Origin of the sequence: Salinisphaera japonica YTM-1, assembly GCF_003788585.1 — a bacterium.
Taxonomy (GTDB): domain Bacteria; phylum Pseudomonadota; class Gammaproteobacteria; order Nevskiales; family Salinisphaeraceae; genus Salinisphaera; species Salinisphaera japonica.
This window is the reverse complement of record NZ_AYKG01000001.1, coordinates 196,294-216,502: the sequence shown is the minus strand read 5'-3', so window position 1 is coordinate 216,502 and position 20,209 is coordinate 196,294. Positions and strand designations below refer to the sequence as shown.

Annotated in this window: 14 protein-coding genes and 1 tRNA gene; 7 read left to right on the top strand and 8 right to left on the bottom strand. The window is 64.8% G+C overall.

Annotation, left to right across the window (positions count from 1 at the left end):
• Positions 1-344 precede the first annotated feature (344 nt).
• Positions 345-734 carry a DUF2267 domain-containing protein gene (locus SAJA_RS01050; RefSeq protein WP_123656790.1) on the top strand — a complete coding sequence of 130 codons (390 nt, stop codon included), beginning with the start codon at positions 345-347 and terminating at the stop codon, positions 732-734.
• 131 nt (positions 735-865) lie between these two features.
• Here the strand turns inward: SAJA_RS01050 and fdhA are convergent, their stop codons facing one another.
• Positions 866-2,053: a formaldehyde dehydrogenase, glutathione-independent gene (gene fdhA, locus SAJA_RS01045; RefSeq protein WP_123656789.1), complete on the bottom strand. Its 1,188-nt coding sequence runs from the start codon at positions 2,051-2,053 to the stop codon at positions 866-868.
• Positions 2,054-2,397: 344 nt separating this feature from the next.
• Here fdhA and SAJA_RS01040 point away from each other — a divergent pair, with 344 nt between their 5' ends.
• A complete protein-coding gene (locus tag SAJA_RS01040) occupies positions 2,398-2,628 on the top strand; it encodes a DUF2171 domain-containing protein (RefSeq protein WP_123656788.1) in 231 nt (76 codons plus the stop codon).
• Between the two features lie 864 nt (positions 2,629-3,492).
• Positions 3,493-3,672 carry a TonB-dependent receptor gene (locus tag SAJA_RS01035; protein WP_123656787.1) on the top strand — a complete coding sequence of 60 codons (180 nt, stop codon included), beginning with the start codon at positions 3,493-3,495 and terminating at the stop codon, positions 3,670-3,672.
• Between the two features lie 68 nt (positions 3,673-3,740).
• Here SAJA_RS01035 and recD read toward each other — a convergent pair whose 3' ends face one another.
• Complete coding sequence (recD, locus tag SAJA_RS01030) at positions 3,741-5,642, bottom strand: exodeoxyribonuclease V subunit alpha (protein WP_123656786.1); 1,902 nt, start codon at positions 5,640-5,642, stop codon at positions 3,741-3,743.
• An 89-nt stretch (positions 5,643-5,731) separates the two neighbouring features.
• Here recD and SAJA_RS01025 point away from each other — a divergent pair, with 89 nt between their 5' ends.
• A complete protein-coding gene (locus SAJA_RS01025; RefSeq protein WP_123656785.1) occupies positions 5,732-6,025 on the top strand; it encodes a type II toxin-antitoxin system RelE/ParE family toxin in 294 nt (97 codons plus the stop codon).
• Positions 6,026-6,052: 27 nt separating this feature from the next.
• Positions 6,053-6,337 (top strand): HigA family addiction module antitoxin, encoded by a 285-nt coding sequence (locus SAJA_RS01020; RefSeq protein ID WP_123656784.1) that lies wholly within the window; start codon positions 6,053-6,055, stop codon positions 6,335-6,337.
• A gap of 16 nt (positions 6,338-6,353) precedes the next feature.
• Here SAJA_RS01020 and recB read toward each other — a convergent pair whose 3' ends face one another.
• From recB to SAJA_RS01000, 4 genes are all read right to left on the bottom strand, one after another.
• Positions 6,354-10,046, bottom strand: a complete 3,693-nt coding sequence (recB, locus tag SAJA_RS01015; RefSeq protein WP_123656783.1) for an exodeoxyribonuclease V subunit beta — start codon at positions 10,044-10,046, stop codon at positions 6,354-6,356.
• A 381-nt stretch (positions 10,047-10,427) separates the two neighbouring features.
• A complete protein-coding gene (locus SAJA_RS01010) occupies positions 10,428-11,501 on the bottom strand; it encodes an endonuclease/exonuclease/phosphatase family protein (protein WP_123656782.1) in 1,074 nt (357 codons plus the stop codon).
• A gap of 83 nt (positions 11,502-11,584) precedes the next feature.
• On the bottom strand, positions 11,585-14,986 hold the full coding sequence (gene recC / locus SAJA_RS01005; protein ID WP_123656781.1) for an exodeoxyribonuclease V subunit gamma: 3,402 nt from the start codon (positions 14,984-14,986) through the stop codon (positions 11,585-11,587).
• A 29-nt stretch (positions 14,987-15,015) separates the two neighbouring features.
• Complete coding sequence (locus SAJA_RS01000; protein WP_123656780.1) at positions 15,016-15,825, bottom strand: TOBE domain-containing protein; 810 nt, start codon at positions 15,823-15,825, stop codon at positions 15,016-15,018.
• Positions 15,826-15,900: 75 nt separating this feature from the next.
• Between SAJA_RS01000 and SAJA_RS00995 the strand changes: the two genes are divergently transcribed.
• A tRNA-Arg gene (locus tag SAJA_RS00995) sits at positions 15,901-15,977 on the top strand.
• 257 nt (positions 15,978-16,234) lie between these two features.
• On the opposite strand, the gene SAJA_RS00990 is transcribed toward SAJA_RS00995, so the two are convergent.
• Both SAJA_RS00990 and SAJA_RS00985 read right to left on the bottom strand, forming a co-directional pair.
• On the bottom strand, positions 16,235-17,128 hold the full coding sequence (locus SAJA_RS00990; protein ID WP_123656779.1) for a S1/P1 nuclease: 894 nt from the start codon (positions 17,126-17,128) through the stop codon (positions 16,235-16,237).
• A 59-nt stretch (positions 17,129-17,187) separates the two neighbouring features.
• Positions 17,188-19,533, bottom strand: a complete 2,346-nt coding sequence (locus SAJA_RS00985) for a bifunctional acetate--CoA ligase family protein/GNAT family N-acetyltransferase (protein ID WP_123656778.1) — start codon at positions 19,531-19,533, stop codon at positions 17,188-17,190.
• Between the two features lie 91 nt (positions 19,534-19,624).
• Here SAJA_RS00985 and SAJA_RS00980 point away from each other — a divergent pair, with 91 nt between their 5' ends.
• Positions 19,625-20,125 carry an MOSC domain-containing protein gene (locus tag SAJA_RS00980; RefSeq protein WP_123656777.1) on the top strand — a complete coding sequence of 167 codons (501 nt, stop codon included), beginning with the start codon at positions 19,625-19,627 and terminating at the stop codon, positions 20,123-20,125.
• Positions 20,126-20,209 lie beyond the last annotated feature (84 nt).

The following is a 20,209-nucleotide window of genomic DNA, read 5'->3' as shown; positions in this document are numbered from 1 at the left end:
CTTCGTGCATGCCCGCGCCGGCCATACGCCGCGGGTTCGCCGTTTATCGGCTAACCGTTGTCGCTCGGTAGCGCTTGATAAATGATTCGACGTCTGCGGGGGTATCGCAGATCGACGCGCGTCGCGATCGGTGACTCAGCCGGTATCAAATCGCCACGCGAACGACTACATCGCAAGCCGCGCCGGGCCCGTTTGGAAACGGTCCGTCGGCCATCAGGGATCACTGAAAAACCGGCCGCGACAAGGTGGCCCCGCAAGACCGGGTCCGTGATCTCCCCGATAGTCATGGCGTCGTTCGGCCGGCACGGTAGCGGAATATTCAACGAACTAACCGATGCCGTCTTATGCAGACTGATCGTTTTCTGGCCCATATCTATAACGAATGCCCACAGCTCGACCCGGACGTGGTCCACGAGTGCACGCTCATCGTGATTGATGCGCTGTGTGAACAGATGCCGGCCGAGCAGACACGCCGCATGGCAAGCCAGTTGCCCGAAGAAATCGGTGAAGCAGCCGCCGACGGTGCCAAACGCAGCGATACGTCCGGCGTGCCGATCTCGCTGGATGATTTCTACGGCAAGATCGAATTCCGTACCGAGCTTGGCCACGACGACACGCGTCAATTCGTCAAAGCGGTGATCCAGACATTGAACGCCGCGCTGTCCGACAGCGAGGAAGGCCAGGCCGTCCTGGCGCTGCCCAGCGAGCTGGATCAGCTTCTCATCGAGAACTGATCGCCCCGGCACGCGGCGATCGTTGCGGCGGCGCTGTTGTCAGCCAGCAGTGTTTTATGCCGTGAGCATTTACCAAAAAAGCCGGTGAAATGGTTTCTTCACCGGCTTTTTTTAGCACGGGCCCGTCTTGATCAGGCGATCTGCCCGTGCGGATCGATCACGAACTTCTTGGCCGCGCCGTCGTCGAAGGCGGCATAACCGTCCGGGGCCTCGTCCAGACTGATCGTCTGTACGTTGACCGCCTTGCCGATGGCCACCTTGTCGTAGAGGATCGCTTGCATGAGCTGGCGGTGATAGCGCATCGCCGGCGTCTGGCCGGTATGAAACGACATCGCCTTGGCCCAGCCCAGGCCGAACTTCATCGATAGATTGCCCTGTTTGGCATCTTCGGAGGTCGCGCCCGGGTCTTCGGTAACGTACAGGCCCGGTATGCCCACGCGCCCACCAGCCTGGACGATCTCCATCGCGGCGTTGAGTACCGTGGCCGGTGCTTCCTGGCCGTGGTTATGGCCATGGCAGTTGGCTTCAAAGCCCACCGCGTCCACCGCGCAGTCGACTTCCGGCACGCCGAGCACGGATTCGATCAGCTCGGACATCGTGGCGTCCTGGCGTAGGTCGATCGTTTCGCAGCCAAAGCTCTTGGCTTGTTTCAAGCGCTCCGGGATCATGTCACCGACAATCACGCACGCCGCGCCGAGCAGCTGGGCCGAGGCCGCCGCGGCCAGACCCACCGGGCCGGCACCGGCGATATACACCGTTGAGCCCGGGCCCACGCCGGCGGTGACGCAGCCGTGGAACCCGGTCGGGAAGATGTCCGAGAGCATGGTCAGGTCAAGGATTTTCTCCATGGCCTGTTCCTTGTCGGGGAACACCAGGAGCTGGAAGTCGGCGTAGGGCACCATCACATATTCGGCCTGACCGCCGACCCAGCCGCCCATGTCGACATAACCATAAGCACCGCCCGGTCGATCGTCGTTGACGTGCAGGCAGATATGCGTGTCGCCGCGCTTGCAGTTGCGACACCGCCCGCAGGCCACGTTGAAGGGTACGGAGACGATATCGCCGACCTTGATGAACTCCACGTCGCGCCCGCACTCGATCACCTCGCCGGTGATCTCGTGGCCCAGCACCATACCGGTCGGCGCGGTGGTGCGCCCGCGCACCATATGCTGATCACTGCCACAGATATTGGTGGTGACGACCCTCAGAATTACCCCGTGCTGACAAGAGCGCCGGCCCAGCGCCAACTCGGGGAAATCAATGGCCTCGACGGCCACCTCGCCCTTACCACGAAACACCACACCACGATTGGAAGACATAACGGCTCTCGCCTTGGGATACGTGTCTCTAATCTACGCCTTCTGGCGCAGGGCGGCCGTCATGCTTTCGATTGAGCCCCCGGGCGAATCATCAGGACACGTCAAGGGGCTGGATGATCGACGCGGTGATCGTCGACGGTCAGAACGCAAGTCGAAACGAGACCGGGGCAAGCAGGTTATGTCAGCAAAATACAGACACGCCGGCCCGAACTTGTGTTGGCGAGGGCTTCAAACCAGCGCTCGATTCGTGTCTGTAGCAAGGCGTCGTCGATAAAATGCTGGATAGCACACAGAAGGCCAGAGTTCAGTTACCGTAGTGGTACTGGTATAGAGAAGGAATAACCATGTTGGAAAAGTTTCGTATCAAAGAGCACATGGAAGTCACTGATGCCGACGGCGAGCACGTGGGCACGGTCGACAAGGTAGAGGATGAGAAGATCAAGCTGACCAAGACGGACAGCTCAGACGAACAGCATCACTACCTGGATCTCGACGACGTTGATCGTCTGGAAGACAACCGTGTCTATCTGAAAAAGGGTGCCAATATTCCCGGCGGGAGTGGCGCCAATACCTAGGTCAACCTAGGACGTCGACGATCGTCGAAAGCCCTCGGCTCATGCCGGGGGCTTTTTTCGTTAGGCCACGCCCACGACATTCTCGGCGATTTGCGAAAGCCTGGAACGCCAGGCTGACCGGAACAGATCAATAAAAGAACTCGATTAGCGGCATCGCTTGTCGACCGATGCGCCGGAAAAGCGCTGCGCCACTACCTGCGCCAGCGCGATCAATGGGATGTATGAAGCTGCAGCGCGAGACGTGTGAACTCGCGACTCGCCGTGCCGTTCCTGCGTGGTTAGAAAAGCAGACCGGACGGGTCGCGTCATCGCTGTTGGCGAGTGCGTCTTCGTGAGACGGGCGTGCACCGGAAACCGCGAGACTATCCGGGCGCTCTGACAAGTCTTTTCAACGCCGGTTACAGCGAGTGACTACCTGTGGCGTTTGGCCGCATGTATGCGTCTTTTAATTGTTATATTATAACTTTTAAAGCCCAGAGCCGGTTGTTGGTTTTTAGGCACTCAGCCAGTCCTGAAAACCGCCTCATCGGGATCGGAACATGCCCGACTGTCCTGTTGCTCTGGATCGGCCGGGCTAACGGCGACCTGTGAGTGAAACTCACGAGCCGAGCAGAGCCAGGGCCTGGCTCTGCAACAAGAGATAATAATCAGAATGAAGATGCGTGCCCCTGTGTCGGCAGTAATGACTTCGCTCTTCATGAGCTTTCTGGTATCGCCGGCTGCGGCGGCACCGCAAGCCGAGACCGAAAATGCACGCGGCGCCGGGGCGACGCCGCCTGTCTCGGTGCCGGTGGCCCCGGCGCCGGTCGACGCGGCACCGGCCGCCGTTGCCGCAGAGCCTAACCCTCCGGCACCGACTTCACGTTGCCGGATTACACGCTGTTTTGTGTGTTCGGTGAGGTCGAACTCACCGACAACCTCACCGTCTTCGGCAGTATCAACAACCTGTTCGATACCGATTGGTATGCCAGCAGCTACGCCCGGCTCTGTGTACAGCCCGGCACCCCGCGCGCGCTCACGGCGGGGGGGCGGGCGACGTTTTGAGACGACGGTCAGGTCGGCCCGAGTGCCTCGGGCATCCGTTTGCTCGTTTTCAAGCCGGGTCTTTTTTGTCAGTCGCGCCCGATCAACGCCGCCAGCTGGCTCGTGCGCGTCACGCCCTGCGCCACGGCTTGTTGCACGGCTTGCCGAGCGGCGTGAATCGACAGATGCCCGCGTGCCCGTGTCAGCCCGGTATAAACCAGCTCGCGGCTCAACACGGGTACCTCCGGTGCGGGCAGCACGAGCGTCACGGCATCGAACTCGGAGCCCTGGCTTTTGTGAATCGTCATCGCATAGACGGTGTCATGCGTGGGCAATGCGCTTGGCAGAAACGCACGGCGCCCGTCGTTGCCCTCGAACCAGACACGGATCACGCCGTCGTCGTCAGCAAGTGCGATGCCGATATCGCCGTTGTAGAGCCCGGTTCGATAGTCGTTGCGACGCACCATGACCGGGCGGCCGTGATACCACGTCTGCGTGGGCGCGAAGTCGAAGTGCCGGGCCAGACGGTCGGTGATGCCGGCGTTGAGGGTCTGGCTACCCGCGGGCCCCTCACGCACGGCCGTGAGGATGATCTGTCGACCGAGTTCGGCAATGGCAATCGCCGGATCCGTGATCGTCTGAAAGCGGGCATAGTCCTCGGCGACCGTATCCAGGAGCGGTGCCAGACCGCGCTCATCGGCATGTTCGTGATAGACCAGATCGGCATGGCCGGCATTCAGCAGCGCATCCGTCGCGTCAATATCGCCGGCGTTGACCGCGGCCGCGAGCTGGCCGATCGTGCTGTCGGCGTTGAAGCGTCGGCTGGTCTGTAGCGTGATGACATGATCGGCCAGCGGGTGGCTGGCCGGGGCCGGCGTCTCGGTGAGCAGCTCGTGGGCCGCGGCCTGTTGCACGGCACTGAAGCGATTGACGCCGGCCGCACCGCACAGCTCGGCCAGAACAGCGCCGGATTCGACCGAGGCAAGCTGGTAGCGATCCCCCAGGAGGACAAGGCGCGCATCGCGGCGGATGGCCTCGGCCAGTTTGGCCATCATCGGCAAGTCCACCATCGATGCTTCATCGACGATGACGACATCGTAAGACAAAGGGTTATCGGCGTTGAACCGTGCGTGCGTACTCGCCCCGGTCAGGCCAAGCAGGCGGTGCAGAGTTCGCGCGGTCTGCGGGATATGCCGGGCAATCACCGTGTCGTCAAACGTGCCATCGGCGGCCATGTCGGCCAGGCCACGGCGAACGGATTCCAGCATCCGGGCCGCTGCCTTGCCCGTGGGCGCGGCCAGCGCGATAAGCGGCGGGGTCTCGTCGCCCCGGCTCAAGGCGGCCTCGATGAGCACGCGCAGCAGGCGCACGATGGTATATGTCTTGCCGGTGCCCGGCCCGCCGGAGATGACCGTGAAACGATGCCGCAGGGCCACAAAGGCCGCCACCGCCTGCCAGTGGGTGGCCTGCGGATTGGCCGGATCGGCGGTGAACAGGCCGTTGCCGGGCGCCAGCGCATCGACATCGACCGGCTCGGGCGCGGCGGCCATCAGCTCGCGCAGGCGCGCGGCCAGTCGTGTTTCGTAGGCATGGTAGCGCTGTAGATACAGCCGATCCTGGTCGAGAATAAGCGGGCGGGTCTGGCCAGAGTTGCCCGCTTGGCCAACCAGCGTGCTGGCCGCCAGCGCCGGCAGCAGCTCGGCCTGGTTGGCCGCACTCATCAAGGCCGTGGGGATGTGGCGCAGATCGAGACAGGTATGCCCCTGGGCCACCGCCCAGCTCGCCAGGGCAAACGCACGCGCCACCAGCCGGTCCGCACCGTGGCGCCGCGCCCAATTGGCCAGCGCGATATCCAGATCGGACAGGCTGGCCTCTTCGCCGGCCGGCGTCTGGCCCGCGTGACTTGTCTCACGCTCGACGGCCCGGTTGGTCGCGCGCGTGTCCTCATCGTGCGGGGTTTCGCGTAGATGACTGGTACGGGATGGGCTCATAGTTCGCTTGCCTATTGACCAACGAAAAACACGGCTCGCGAGACGGGCTTTTGATTGCACGCATTAACGGCATCCGTTAATTTTCAAGCATGATCGTGTCGTTCGGGAATCGTGCCACGTCAGACCTGTTTCATGGGCGTGCGAGTAATAAGGTTAGGCGATTGCCATCGCAGATTGTGGAGCCGGCGCTTTACAAGCTCGACTTATTGAATGCCGCGGCCGTGATCGAAGATCTTCGGGTGCCGCCGGGCAACCGGTTGGAAATATTACGAGGAGAGTACGCCGGCTTTCATAGCATCCGGATCAATCGCCAGTGGCGACTCGTATTTCGTTGGCACGCAGGCGCAGCCTATGAGGTCGCGATCGTGGATTACCACGGCTGATTCACGTCTAACAGTCAGGAGTTCTCAATGCTTCCAACCCATCGAACAGCCACGCACCCCGGGCGTGTTCTCCAACACGAATTTCTAGGGCCCATGGATCTGAGCCAGAAAGCCCTGGCGTTGCATCTAGGGGTTTCGGTACAGCGCGTTAACGAACTGGTTCGCGGCAAACGCGGGGTGTCGGCCGAAACCGCGTGGTTGCTGGCCGAGGCGTTTGGGACGTCGCCAGAATTCTGGATCAACCTACAGACCGCGCACGATTTGTCCGTGCATCGACCGAGGCGGCATATCGCACGCATTGAGGCCACATGAGGTTCTAGCCGGGCGCTCATGCCATCTCTGCGGTTTCGTCGAACAGGCCATCGAGTGCGTTGATCAGGGCGATGTCGGGTGTGTCGACATACACGCCGGCCGTGCTCTGGCCGTCCATGGCCCGCAGGAACAGATACTGTACGCCGCCCAGATGGGTGGCCGGGTCATACTCGGGCAGGCAATGGCCGAGATGCCGGTGCAGGGCCACGGTATAGATCAGATATTGCAGATCGTAGTGAGAGCGGGTGATCGCGCGTTGCAGGGCCGGACCATCGTAGTCGGTGGGCGTATCGCCCAGCCGATTGGTCTTGTAGTCGAGGATATAAAAACGCCCGTCGTGCTCGACCACGAGATCGATGAAGCCTTGCATGAGGCCATAAAGCGTCTGTGCCGGATGCCCGCCGAGCGCGGCCCCCAGATAATCGTGGGCACGCAGGGTATCGATGAGCGTGCCCAGGCGCTGACCGCGCAGGCGCAGCATGAACTCCATTTCGGTGCGCATGTTCGCGCGCGCAAGGCCAGCCAGGGCGCCGATCGACGGTAGCGGTGTATGCAGGGTGCGCGCCACGAGATCCGCGGTCTGGATGATTCGGATATCGCCGCGATCCTCGGGGATCAGGCCGCCGGTGCGCAGCTTTTGATACACCGCCTCGATTTCGTTTTCGCGCGGGGAGGCGCCCGGTAGATGCCATGTTGATCCGGGCTCGGCGCCGTCGCGTTTTTCGCGGTTGAGCGCGTCTTCCAGCAGATCGTGTACGGCGCTGCCAAAGCGTACGCCGCCCAGGCGCGTATCAAGTTCGGGCAGCACGGCCTGGCTGTCAGCGTCGGCAATTTGCAGGGTGTCAGGCGCTGTCGGCGTTTCATCCGCCGCGCCGGGTTCCGGCAGGTTGTCCGGTGTGGTGTCTGTCCGCGCATGGGCCAGGCGGGAGAAACTATAGGTCGACCAGCGCAGGCGGCGCGCCGGTAGATCATGGCGTGCATGGCCCTGCGGCATGGCCTGGGCGGGGCTGTCCAGCGGGGCGATTGTCGGCGGCGTGTCGATATCCAGCGTTTCATGAACAACGGCCCCATCTGCCGCCCGGGTCAGGCGCGCGAGGGCCTGGCCGTCTACGGTGGCGCTGCGATAGAGCAGATCGGCCAGCGCCCCGTCCACGCCTTTGGAATCATCGGGCTCGCGCCAGCCGATGAATACAGCCTGTTCGGCCCGGGTCAGGGCAACGTAGAGCAGGCGCAGGGTCTCCGAGCGGGCCTCGAGCCGGGCCTGGGCTGCGTTGTCAGGATTGCCGATCATATCGATCAGAGCCGGGCGCGCGCCCTCAACCGCCGGGTGGAAGACGAATGGCGGCACGTCCGGGCGCCGGTCGCCATGGCTCTGGCCGAGCCAAAGCGCAAACGGCAGAAAGACGATCGGATATTGCAGGCCCTTGGCGGCATGAATCGTGCTGATACGCACGAGATCGGCATCGGTTTCCAGACGCAGCTGGCTTTCGTCGTCGGTGCCGAGCGTGCCGGCTTCGGCGGCCGTGATCTGGGCGGCCAGCCAGTGGACGAGGCTGTCCATGCCATAGCAGGTGGTCTCTGCCTCGGCCAACAGCTCGGCAAGCTGCAAGTAATTGCTCATACGGCGCTCGCCGTCGGTGAGCGCCAGAATCTCGGGGGCGGCTGCGATAAACAACGTCTCCAGCGCACTCAATACGCCGCGCCGCTGCCAGGCCAGGAACAGGTCATGGAACCGCTCGATAGCGGCCTGTAGGGCGGTGTCGTTGTCGGCCATCTCGATCAGATCGGCCAGGCGCTTGCCGATCAGGCCGGTGGGCTGGGCCGCGCGCACGGCCAGCGGGTCGTCCGGGTGGGCCATGGCGGCCAGCACGCGCTTCAAGTCGTCGGCTTCAGCGCTCGCATACACCGATTGGCGCTGCTGGCAGACCGCACGCACGCCGGCGGCGCCCAGTGCGGCCTGCATAGCCTCGGCCTGGCTGTGGCTGTTGACCAGTACCGCGATATCGCGCGCGGCCACGGCGCGCGTGGTGCCATCAGCGTGCTGCCAGGTTGTGTCGTTTCCGGCCAACAGGTTGGCGATTCGGCCCACGGTTTCGCCGATCAGGCGATCGCGGTCGATCTGTTTGTTCGGGTTGCGTGTCTTGCCGTTTTTCTGGGTATGCACACCGCCGGTGAGTTCCCAGACAGTCATCGCGGGCAGCGGGGTATCGTCGCCGGTGATCAGTTGACGATCACCGGCCGTACGGCCGGCCGCCACGTTCGGAAAATCGATGGCCTCGACCACGAACGGTGCCGCGCCGGGCAGGCTGTACAACGCGGCGATGCTATCCAGCACACCCTGGGTCGAGCGGAAATTGGTGGTCAGCGTATAGCGCGCCGCCCCGGCGGTACGGGCGGCGGCCAGATAGGCATAGATATCGCCGCCGCGAAAGCCATAGATCGCCTGTTTCGGGTCGCCGATGAGCAGCAGCGCGCCGGTTTCGCGCGGGCGGGCCAGATAGATCTCATAGAGGCTGGCGTACTGCAGCGGGTCCGTGTCCTGGAACTCATCGACCAGCGCATAGGGCCAGCGCGCGTGCAGGGCATCGGCCAGGTTCGGCCCGGTGCGCGGATCCATCAGGCTGTCGTGCAGGGCGACGATCAGATCATCGTAGCTGTACTGACGGCGCTCGATCTTGCGAGCGGCCGCGCGGGCGCTGATGCGCGTGGCGGCCTTTTCGCTCATCACCAGCCGCGCCAGCGGCTGTAGCTCGGCCAGAATCGGCAGTGCCTCGAGGCCGTCGAGCGGGTCGGCCAATGCCTGATGCTTGGCCGCCTTTTTGAAGGCCGCACGCGGCGAGGCCAGTGCCGCCACCCAGCTCGGCAATGCGGGGAGGCGGCCGGCGGCCAGCGCGGCGGTGATCTGTGCATCGAGCGCGGCCACGCAGGCCTGGATATCCGTCTCGCCGGCCAGCGCGGCATGAAGCGCATGGCCCTTGAGCAGGGCATCGGCCTCGACAGCCGTTGTCAGCGTGGCGGCCAGCGTGGGCGGCGTGTCCGGCCAGTGCCGGGCCAGCGATTCCAGCCGTTCGGCGATCCGCTCGTGATCGATACCGGCGATCGTCGCATGCGACCGGAAAAAGACCGGGGCAAGCGTGGCATAAAGCGCCTCCGGGCTGGCCCAGATATTCAGCACGGTCTCGCCGTCGTCCCCGTTGCCGAAAACCTGTTCGCGCCAGTAGTCGTGGGTGGCCTCGCGATAGATCGTGGGGTCGTCCACGGCCTCACCGCGATCAAAAGCCAGCGCGGATTCGAACGCGTTTTCCGTGGCGGCGCGCTGGGCAAAGCCGTGGATGGTGACGATCGTGGCTTCGTCGATACGCCCGGCGGCATCGGCCAGGCGGCGTGCCACGGTCGTCGGGGATTCGTCGGCCGCAGCCAGCACGGTTTGGGTGAAACCGTGTTCGACATTGGCCGGATCAGCCAGGCTCGGATCATGCGCGATACGGGCTGCGTAAGCCAGGCGGGCTCGAATACGCTCGCGCAGCTCTTGGGTGGCCGCGCGGGTGAAGGTCATGACCAGAATATCGCGCACCGACACTTGGCGTTCGACGATCAGGCGCAGATACAGGCCGGCCAGGCTGAAGGTCTTGCCGGTACCGGCACTGGCCTCGATCAGGCGCAGGTCAGACAGGGCCAGGGTGGCCGCATCGAATACCTGGGCGCTCATCGCACCGCTGCCGGTTTAACGCTGACTTGTTGCCCCATGACTGCCATCGCGCGATCAAGTACACGGGCCTAGTCTAGGGGCTGTTGCCGTTTCGTACGAGTCCGCGCCAAGCGCTGTTTTGCGGCAAGACGAGGCGTAGCACGCGCCGCGCAGTTGTTCTGCGCTAGCGCGCTAGAACGCTGGATTGCCGCAAAACAGCGCTTGTCCCGAAGGGTTGGGCCCAAAATCTGGCCATGCGGCGTTGCTCACCTTGATCGTGGCACGCCACGACCGGCGGCTCGCGCCTTGCCTGGCCAAATTTTGGGCTCCAACGCGGCGCTCGTACGAAACGGCAACAGCCCCTAGCGGCTTGGCGTGATGAGTGATCGGGTTGGCCGTCGATCAATCCGAGGCACGCGTTTCTGCCTGGCGGCGGGCGCGCGAGATGATGTCGCGCGCGCTGTTCAGGGTGTCGCGCTCGGCGGCGTCGGGGCGCTCGCTGCGCTGGCGATCCACGCGGCACAGCGTGGCGATATACGGATAGTGATCCGAGCCGAAGGCCTGGCCGCGTTCGAGTTCCAGGGCGGCAAAACCCGCCTCATAGAAGACATGATCCAGCGGCCAGGCCATCCACCAGGATTGGGCGTCATAGGTGGGCAGATAGCCATAGCCATGACGCGGATCGACCAGCTGGGCGACGTCTCGCATCATCGCCACGGCGTCTTCCCAGGGCACGGCATTGAAATCCCCGGCGACCACGCCGGGCCGGTCGTTGTCGCGGAGCAGAAACGCCGCGCGCATGAGTACGGCATCCCGCCCGAGTGCCGACTGCGAGGGATGCGGCGGGCGTGGATGGATGCCCAGAAAATCGAAGACCTCGCCGGTGGGCAGCTGCACGCCGGTCACGATCTGTGGCGTGTCCTGATTGGCCAGGTGCTCGATATGCGGGTTATCCAGCGGCAGGCGTGAATACAGTGCGATACCGAAATACGAGCCCGTCGGGTGGATGACGGTATGCGGCATCCGGGTCTTCAACGGGGCCAGGGCCCGGGTCCATTTCTGATCCACCTCCAGGGCCAGAAACACATCCGGATCGGCCGCGCGCACCTGGTCGATCAGCCGATTATCCGGGTCATTGGTCAGCCGAACATTGGCCACCATGACTTTGAAGCGGTGATCGACCGGGCAGCTATCGTTGGCCAGATCCGTGCCGGTTGGCAGATAGGGCAGCAGTAGGAAGGCTTGATAGCCCAGCACGCCCGCCGTGATCGTGGCCGCCGTGGTCGCCGGTGTTCGATACCGCCGAGTGAAAAAGAAAAAACCGATCAACACCGCCACCAGACCGATGCTGGTCTGCAGGCGCGGAAAATCGGCCACCCGAATCCACCAGAGATCGGTGGGGATGATCGGCAGCAGGCTGCCCAACCAGAGCGCCACGGCTGCGATGAGCAGCAGATAGAACAACGCGATTTTCATGGAGATCCAGTTGGGCGGCGGTCGAGGGCCGCAGTGAACGGCGTTACCGTATAGCTTCGGCGGGCCGGCGCATAGGCGTGGAATTACACGGCATGTGCCTGCAGGGCCGCGTTCATGGGCCCGGTGATCTGCTCGACCTGGGCAATGAAGACACTGGTGGCCGCGCTTTCGCCGAGCGGTGCCTCGGCCGGGCCCAGCAACAGGGCGAAATACGGATCACGTAGCAGATGATGGGCGCGATAGTCCCCGGCGCGAAAACGAAAGGATAGATTCTCGAACGCCTTGGTCTGTGCCGGGTTATAGGCATCGGCCAGATCGGGGTGGAAATACTGGGCCTGGCGCTGGCCGCGGCGATAGATCTCGATCAGGCCGGTCAGCGTCTCGCGAGCCTGGGCCGGCGTCACCTGGGCCTTGAAACACACGCTGTCCAGAGTTTTCTCGTCCGGGTCGAAACCGGCGATGGCAAGCTCGGCGGTGTGACTGTCGGCCACCAGCGCCAGATAATCGATCCAGGCCCGCAGACGATGACGGGTCTTGAGCTTGTTGGGAATGAGCCGGCGCAGCGTGCCTGCAGCCAGGCCCTCGATCCGCCCGGTCAGGCGCAGGCCGGCGATATCGTCGAGCCGGATGTCCACGTTGTCGGGTGTGGCCTGGGCTTGCCAGTCGCGGGCGAGCGGCAAGAGCCGATTCACTGCCTCGGCCTGTTCGGTGTAGCGGGCTGCGGCCAGCGGCGGTGGCGGCAGGCTGCCGCGCGCGATTTCAAGCGCGCTTGGCGCCGTGTCCAGGGTGTCCTGGGCATGGGTCTCGGCCGTGGCCAGCAGGCGGTTGCGCAGGCCGGCGGCCGCCAGCGGCGACAGCTCCAGCGGTTCTTCATCGACAAGTGCGGCCGGGTCGGCGTCCAGATCCAGCTGTAGCCGATCACGAAAGAACGCCCGCGCGGGGTGGTCGAAGAATCGTTTCAGCGTGGCCAGATCGAGCGCTTCGATCGGCTCGGCCGGGGCTTCGATGGCGGCCTCGGCCGGGCCCATGAACGTATCGGCCTCGCGCCGAGCGGCCTGTGCGGCGCGACTGGCTGTCCGCCATGCTTCGGCATACGTGAAGATTCGGCTGTCTCGCGTGGTATCCGCCGGCATGAAATAACGCGCCGAAAACGGCTGCATGGGCTGGCGATGGATCAGCCGGGCGTCGAAGTCGCGCCGCGGCGCATCGCGAAAATAGGCCTGGTGAATGAAATCCAGTGTTTCGCCGACCAGGGGCGAGGGCGGCAATGTCTCCCCGGTGCGGATGTCCTGACCGATATAACTGATATAGAACTGATCGCGGGCGGCAGTCAGCGCCTGCAGAAAGAGCAGCCGGTCATCATCGCGGATATTGCGATCGCCCAGACGCGGGGCCGCGAACATGACGTTGAACGCCCGCGCCGTATCCTGGCGCGGGAAGGCCGTGTCGTTCATGCCCAGCACGCAGACCAGACGAAACGGCACCGCGCGCAGCGGCACCATGCCGCAAAAAGTGATGCCGCCGGCCAGAAACGGCTGGCGATCGGCCACGCTGTCCAACCGGGCACGCAGATCATCGCGTACTGCCTGCCATGACAGACGCCGGTCGGCGGCCAGCGATTTCTCGGCCGTGCAGGCTTCGGCCCGGTCCAGACAGGCGAACACGCCGCGCAGTGCGTCCAGGGCGCGTTGTTCGCCGGGCGCATCCGGGCCGGGGGCGATCATCTGATCGACGAGATTGTTCAGCCGTGTCTGCCATTCGCCGGGCGTGGCGGGCACGGTCAGCACGTCGGCAAAAGTAGCCAGGGTGTCTTCAAAGCGCCAGAGCTTACCCAGCGCGGCCGTGATGCCGCCCTCCAGATCCGACCAGGGGGCGACGCCGTCGATCAGGGTTTCATCATCGGCCTGGGCCACACCGAGCAGCAGCCGGTCCAGCCCGAAGCGCCAGCTGTTCTGGTCATAGTCGCCAGCGCCCATCTCGGCGCGATGATCGCCGTCGCGGCCCCAGCGGATGCCGGCGGCTTCAATCCACCGGGCCAGTGCCGCGAGCTCGCTCTCATCCAGCCGAAACCGGCGGGCGACGGCCGGTACGGCCAACAGATCCAGCAGCTGGCTGGCCTGCCAGCGCGATAACGGCAGATCCAGCAGATCGGCCACGCAGCCCACGATCGGATGGGCTGCCGACCGGGCCCGATCGGCCAGGCCGAACGGCAGATAGCGATCGGCCGAGGCGCCGCCGAACACCGCCTGGATCGCCGGGGTATAGGCCGCCACGTCCGGCAGCATGACGATAATATCGCGCGGGGCCAGCCGTGCGGCGGACGCGATCTCGCCGGCGGCCACGCGGGCATCGTCGCGGGCCAGGCGATCGAGCAGCTGATCCTGAAGCACCTGAATCTCGCGCAGGCGGCTATGACAGGTGTGCACCTCGAACGAGACATCAGCGCTGTCCATGCCCTGAGGGCTGTCGCGACATTCCAGCGTGACGATATCGCCCTGGATACGATGCAACAGCGAATCGTCGGGCGGGTGGGTATAGGCCATGGCCTCGCCCAGCTCCGGCTCGATCATGCCGGTGAATTCGTCCGAGTAGAGCAGGCGCAGGGTATCGCGTGCCATGCGCCCGAGCCCGGAGAGCAGCGGATGGCCGGCCTCGATGGCTGCCTCGCCCGGCAACAAGGCGTTTTCGTCGGCATCATCAACGGCCGGCAGGTCCAGGGCGACCCGGTGGGAAGTGATATCACCCCAATAGGCCTCGCTGGGGTTGGGCAAGAGAAAATGCACGTCGATATGCGCGGCCAGGGCATAGAGAAACCGCAGGTGATCCGGCGGCAGCGCCACCAGGCCAAAACAATAGAGATCGGCCGGGCAGCGGGCGATGACCTTTTGGTGAAACGCGCGGTCACCATCATCGCTCAGCCCGGCGATGAAGCGCCGCAGCGCAGCCGCGCGATGATCGCTACCCAGCCGGTGAGAGCGCGTCAGCCAGTGCCAGACCCGTGCCTGCCAGCGCCCGGGCGTGGTCGTCGGCACCTCGCCGGCTTCCCAGCGGGCCAGCATATCGGCGCGGTAGTACAGATATTCATCAAAGACATCGGCCAGCTGGCGTGCCAGCTGATAGCGCCGTACCTCGGCGACGGGATGGCCGAGATAATCAGCGACTTCGGGCACGTCGCGGGCAATCTCGGGCAGCGCGGCGTAGAGATGCCAGGGCAGGCAGTCGCCCTGGAAGTGATGACCATCGGTATCGGCTTCGGGCAGAACGCGGCCCAACAGACGCCAGATGAACTCGCCCGGTAGCTCGCCGTCGATATTGGCCGCGATGCCCTCACTCTCGGCCAGCTGGATCCGCAGCCAGCGCCCGATACCGGCGTTGGGGGCCAGCACGGTATCGCACGCCAGCGGGGATACCCGCCGGCGTGAACGAAGCACGGCGAACAGATCGGCCAGGCGCGACAGATCGTTGTGATGATAGAGATAGAACATGCAGCAGCTCGGCTAGGACAGCCCGGAGGCTAGTCGGCCGGTGAGACAATCACGCTGGAGGCCTTGAACAGGGCGGTCGCCGTATCGCCCTCGGCCAGACCCAGCGCATCAGCGGATTCACGCGTGATGGTCGCCGCCAGATGCGCACCGCCGGGCAGGCGCAGCGTGAGCTCGCTGGCCACCGTATCGCGGGTGATACGCGCGACCGTGCCCACCAACCGGTTGCGGCTGGATAGCCGGGCGTGTGATAGATCGCCCGCGGCCACGATCAGCCAGCTGGCCTTGATCAGCGCGGTGACGGTCACACCGACAGCCAGGCCCAGATTATCCGCGCTGGCCTCGGTGATCATGGCCACGAGGGTATCGCCACCGGCCACCTCGATCGTGATCTCGGCGTTCACGTTCGATCGTTGGATAGCCGTCACCCGGCCGATCAGTTGATTACGGGCACTGCTTTGCATGGCCAGGCGTTCCATGAGGTTGAGATCATCGCCGGACAACGAGGCCACCCGCCGATTGAGTTGTTCGAGAAAGCGCTGCTGCTCGGCCTCGGCCGCGCGATAGGTTCGTACCAGCGCCACCGCGCGCTCGGTCAACGTCGTGCCGCCGCCCCGCGCACCGCCCGTATTGCGACGTACCAGCGGCGTGTCGGCCAGGTTATTGATCGCATTGATGGCATCCCACGCGCCCTTGTAACTCAGCCCGACCTGTTGCGCCGCCCGGGTCAACGAGCCGGTCGCACCAATGGCCTCGAGCAACGCAATACGGCGCTCACCGATGCCCCCGCTGCGCGGACCGATATGCAGATGGCTGTCGAGATGAGACGCATCGTCGGGCATGGCAGCGAAAAAGCTCTGTGGCAGTGAAACAGGTGGTCGTTTTCGGCGAGACCTTACGTTAGCCTATACGCCCGTGTCCTCGTAGCTCAGCAGGATAGAGCAGCCGCCTCCTAAGCGGCAGGTCGCAGGTTCGACTCCTGCCGGGGACACCATTCCATAGCGCGGTCGCATGCCGTGTTATGGAATGGTTTTCGATAGACGTCGAACCTGCGACATAGAAAATACAGGTTCGACGGCGTGGCGCCAGCCACGACGAACAGTCGCGAAAGCGACTGGCCCGAAGGGTGAGGCGCGAAGCGCCGAATACTCCTGCCGGGGACACCATTCCATAGCGCGGTCGCAGGCCGTGCTATGAAATGGTTTTCGATAGATGTCGAACCTGCGGCATAGAAAATACAGGTTCGATGACTTATTCCGGCCCAAGCACGGCGTTGAGCATGGCCGCCAGACGGCGCCCGCCGCGCTGGAGCTGTACCCTGGCATACGGCCAGCTTTCTTTCTGGTAGGTGTTCGACCAGTCCGGCGCACGGGGCGTCTCCGGCAGCAGACCGTAGGCCACGGCGCGCGCCAGGCGATGGGATTCATTGGTCCAGGCGACGACGGTGTCGCGGCGTTGTAACGGTAACGTGCCGCGAGTCCATTGTTTGGCCGCCGCTGGGCGGATCTCGGCATCGAGGCGACGGGCAGCTGCCCGCACGGCGACGTGATCGATCTGATAATCGGCCTGGGTGTGCAGATCCAGCGCGCGTTCGATGATCGTGCTGTCCCAGATACGATGCAGATTGGTGGCGTGGCCGAAATAGGTCAGCGGGGTGTCGTTGCCGCCGCGGTCGTCGCGATCGGCGGCGTGCAGCGGCTGATGCAGATCGCCCATGAGGTGCACCGCGAACTTCAGCGCGGCCTCGCGCGAGCGCGGCGTGGCCTCGGCGTCGTCGAGCACGCGGATATGGCGCATCAGCTGGACCACCAGGCAATCGTGTGCACCGCAGTCGCGCCAAGTCTTGAAACCGTCGGCGGCCAGCGGGATATCCACGTAGTGCCACGACCGGGTGTTGGGGTGATCGCCGCGAATGGCATCGGCCCAGGAGGCGATGTCATCCAGATGCAGCGCGCTGTCCTGTTTCAAGAGTTTGGCGACATTGGCGCGCGCGGTCGGATTCAGGTGTGCCTCGGCGATATCGGCGACGATGGCGTGGCCCACCGGGCCCCAGGCGAGCGCGGGCGGGGCGAAGACAACCGTCAGGCTGACGACGAGGGCGCAGACAGCGCGCGGTACGCGATACCGTGGGCGGGCGTCGATCATTGATCCTGCCTTTGATGAAGAACGGGATGAGAGTAACCCTGCATAGGCCCCGATGAGCGTTAGGCCTCGTTGGCCGCGCGATACGCGCCGACATCGATCTCGGCCCGGATGCTCGACGGGTCATCCAGCGAGCGTTTGATCGAGAAACCGAGCCGCTTGGCCAGTTCGAGCATCGGGCGATTATGCGCCAGGATATCGCCGTAGACCGTGCCGATATCACGCGCCCAAGCCTGGCGCAGCAGACAATCCAGCAGATGCCGGCCCAGCCCCACGCCGGTATGGCTGTGATGCACCAGCACGGCGAATTCGGCCTCACGCCCGTCGGGGTCGGCGATGATCGTGCCCATCGCGGCCAGGCCGGCATCGTCGTCGGCGGCGCTGATCACAAGCGATACCTCGCGGTCGTAGTCGACCTGGGTGATACGCGCGGCCATGTCGTGCGAGAAGTGCCGGATATACGTGAAAAACCGCAGCCGGATCTCTTCCGGCGAGAGGCTGTCCAGCAGATCAAGTACCAACGGCTCGTCCGAGGGTCGAATCGCGCGTACGACATACGTGTGCGTGTCGGCCAGCGTTACGCGATGACGCATCCGGGCCGGATAGGGCGACATGGCCAGGCGCCGGCGCTCGGCCATGGGGTTCTGAGTGATCTCGATCAGCGTATCGGTCGGTGTGTGCAGGCGCCCGTGCGGGCCGATCGCCAGATGGAGATCCAGCCGCGCGATTCGGGCCAGATCGACCACCAGTTTCGACAGGCGCACCAACGCCTGGGCCAGTGCTTCAACGGCTTCGGTGGTGGCCGCCAGGCGCCCGGCACTGGCGCCTTCGAGCATGCGCCGGGCCAGCAGCGTGTCCAGCGGGGCAAAACCGTAGGCAGGCGGCACACCGAGCGTTTCGTCGGTCACACGCATGACCATGCCGAGTTCGCCGTGGGCCACGACCTCGATACGCACCCGCATCGACGGATCGGCCCCGGGCCGCCCGCTGGCCGCACCCAGGATGCCGTAGTCGGCCAACAGTTCGGCCGTATCGTCGCCGGACAGCCACTCCACGCCGTCGGCGGCCAGCACCGACAGTCGGTGACGCAGGTTCTCCACATCGGCGGCGACCGAGGGGTCGGGCGGTGGCGTGGCCGTCAACAGCTCACGCGTCGCCTGGTACCGCTTGCGATACTGGATCGCTCGGGCGGCTTCATCGACCGAAGCAAACGTCGCCAGGCGGGCAGCCGCGGCCTGAGAGCGCGCCGGCAATGCGGTCTGCAGCCCCAGCCATACCGTCATCAGACGCCCGTCCAGGCCGGCATCGGCAATCGCCTGAACCATCGGCTCGTGCGGATGGCCGGCCACGGGGCTGTGTACCAGCAGTACGCCATCGCGCTTGCTGTTGGCCAGTGCGGCGCGAAGCACCTCGACCGTTTCCTGGGTGTTCGAGCCCGCCAGGTCGATACCCGCCGGCGTGTCATGCGCCCGCGGGGCGATATCGGCCAACGCCGCGGCCATTTCCGAGCCCGGCCGGGCCGCGGCGAGTGACTTGCGGCGAAGCGCGTCGTTGGCCAGCGCACAGACGCCGGCGCCGTTGCCGAGCACCATCACCCGATCGGCCTGTACCGCGGGCAAAAGATCCAGTGCGGCCAGGCCGTCGAACAGCCCGCCCAGGTTTTCGCATTCGATCAGGCCGGCCCGGGCGAAAGCCGCCGAGCGCACCGGATCCGGGCCCATGACCCGGGCATTGCGCGACTGGGTCTGCAACACCAGAACCGGTTTCACGCGGGCGGCGGCGCGTGCGGCCGACATGAACTTGCGCGGCTGATGGATATCGCCGATCTGGAGCACCACAGCGCGCGTGCGCGGATCGAGTGCGGCGTGGTCGAGTAGATCGGCGGCATCGATATCGGCCTCGGCGCCGGTGCAGGCCAGCCATGAGAAGCCGATGTTGCGCCCGAGCGCCCAGTCCAGCGCGCCCGCCGTTAACGACTGTGACTGGGTGATGAGTGCGACCTTGCCGGCTCGCGGCGTCAGCGCCAGCGAAGTCATGTTCAGCCCGTTACGGGTATCCACCACACCGGCCGAGCGCCCGCCCAGCAGGCGCAGATTGGTCGGGCGGGCGGCACGCAGCACATCCTCGGTGATCGGCGAGGCCGCGGCCCAGATCAGCGCGCGACAACCGGCATCTGCCAGCGCCGTAATCGCCCGGGGGCGCGCCCAGCGCGCATCGAGAATGACGCCGACCGTGCCCGGCTTGCCCGGAAACTGCCAGCGAGACGGCCGCCCGGTCAGGTGCTGAAACGCCTCCCCGGCACTTGCGCGAACGTTGTCGACAAGCTGATGCTGGGCCGCACTTCGCGCCCGACCGAACACACTGACCGAGCGGCTCGAAAACAACGCATCGATATTACGAAGCGTCATGCGCTCGCCTGGTCCGTTGGGTCAGTGATATTGAAAATCTCCCATGTCATGGGTGTATCAGACCAAGACAAGCCCTTCGGCTCAAGCATCCATGTCGCAGTCCAGCGCACAAAACAGCCTCAATGCCTATATTCACGGCCTGTATATCGCCGCGGCGCGCGGCCGGCCGATGCAGGCCGTGGCACGAGCGACGGCCGTGGCCGGCCACGGGCTGGCCGGGGATCGTTATCACGACGCGGTGGGGACGTTTTCATCCAGGGCCGCACTCGTGCCCGGCGCGCGGGCGCTGAGCCTCATCGACACGGCTGATATCGCGCGTTGCAACGATCGGCTGGGCAGCACGCTCAGCGGCGCTGATCTACGCCGAAATATCGTGGTCGAGGGGATCGACCTGCTGGCATGGCGCGATCGGCGTTTTGCCCTGGGCGAGGTCATCATCCGTATCGCCGGGCGCTGTGCGCCCTGCGGGCTGTTGTCGCGCTATGCGGGCTGGGATATGCGCACCGGCCTTTATCGCGGCGGCGGCATGCGCGCGGTTATCGAGCGCGGCGGCGAAATCCGCATCGACCAACCCTTGATCGCGCTTGATTGACGGCGCGAGACGGCGCACAGCCGGTAAACAGGCTTACAATAACGCGCGACCGGCCTCATCTTTCGGGTGACCCACAAGCCAATG

Excerpts from the sequence above, each read along its gene's own strand:
- SAJA_RS01050 (WP_123656790.1), top strand. The coding sequence starts at position 345 with ATGCAGACTGATCGTTTTCTGGCCCATATCTATAACGAATGCCCACAG.
- fdhA (WP_123656789.1), bottom strand. The coding sequence starts at position 2,053 with ATGTCTTCCAATCGTGGTGTGGTGTTTCGTGGTAAGGGCGAGGTGGCC.
- SAJA_RS01040 (WP_123656788.1), top strand. The coding sequence starts at position 2,398 with ATGTTGGAAAAGTTTCGTATCAAAGAGCACATGGAAGTCACTGATGCC.
- recD (WP_123656786.1), bottom strand. The coding sequence starts at position 5,642 with ATGAGCCCATCCCGTACCAGTCATCTACGCGAAACCCCGCACGATGAG.
- SAJA_RS01025 (WP_123656785.1), top strand. The coding sequence starts at position 5,732 with ATGATCGTGTCGTTCGGGAATCGTGCCACGTCAGACCTGTTTCATGGG.
- SAJA_RS01020 (WP_123656784.1), top strand. The coding sequence starts at position 6,053 with ATGCTTCCAACCCATCGAACAGCCACGCACCCCGGGCGTGTTCTCCAA.
- recB (WP_123656783.1), bottom strand. The coding sequence starts at position 10,046 with ATGAGCGCCCAGGTATTCGATGCGGCCACCCTGGCCCTGTCTGACCTG.
- SAJA_RS01010 (WP_123656782.1), bottom strand. The coding sequence starts at position 11,501 with ATGAAAATCGCGTTGTTCTATCTGCTGCTCATCGCAGCCGTGGCGCTC.
- recC (WP_123656781.1), bottom strand. The coding sequence starts at position 14,986 with ATGTTCTATCTCTATCATCACAACGATCTGTCGCGCCTGGCCGATCTG.
- SAJA_RS01000 (WP_123656780.1), bottom strand. The coding sequence starts at position 15,825 with ATGCCCGACGATGCGTCTCATCTCGACAGCCATCTGCATATCGGTCCG.
- SAJA_RS00990 (WP_123656779.1), bottom strand. The coding sequence starts at position 17,128 with ATGATCGACGCCCGCCCACGGTATCGCGTACCGCGCGCTGTCTGCGCC.
- SAJA_RS00985 (WP_123656778.1), bottom strand. The coding sequence starts at position 19,533 with ATGACGCTTCGTAATATCGATGCGTTGTTTTCGAGCCGCTCGGTCAGT.
- SAJA_RS00980 (WP_123656777.1), top strand. The coding sequence starts at position 19,625 with ATGTCGCAGTCCAGCGCACAAAACAGCCTCAATGCCTATATTCACGGC.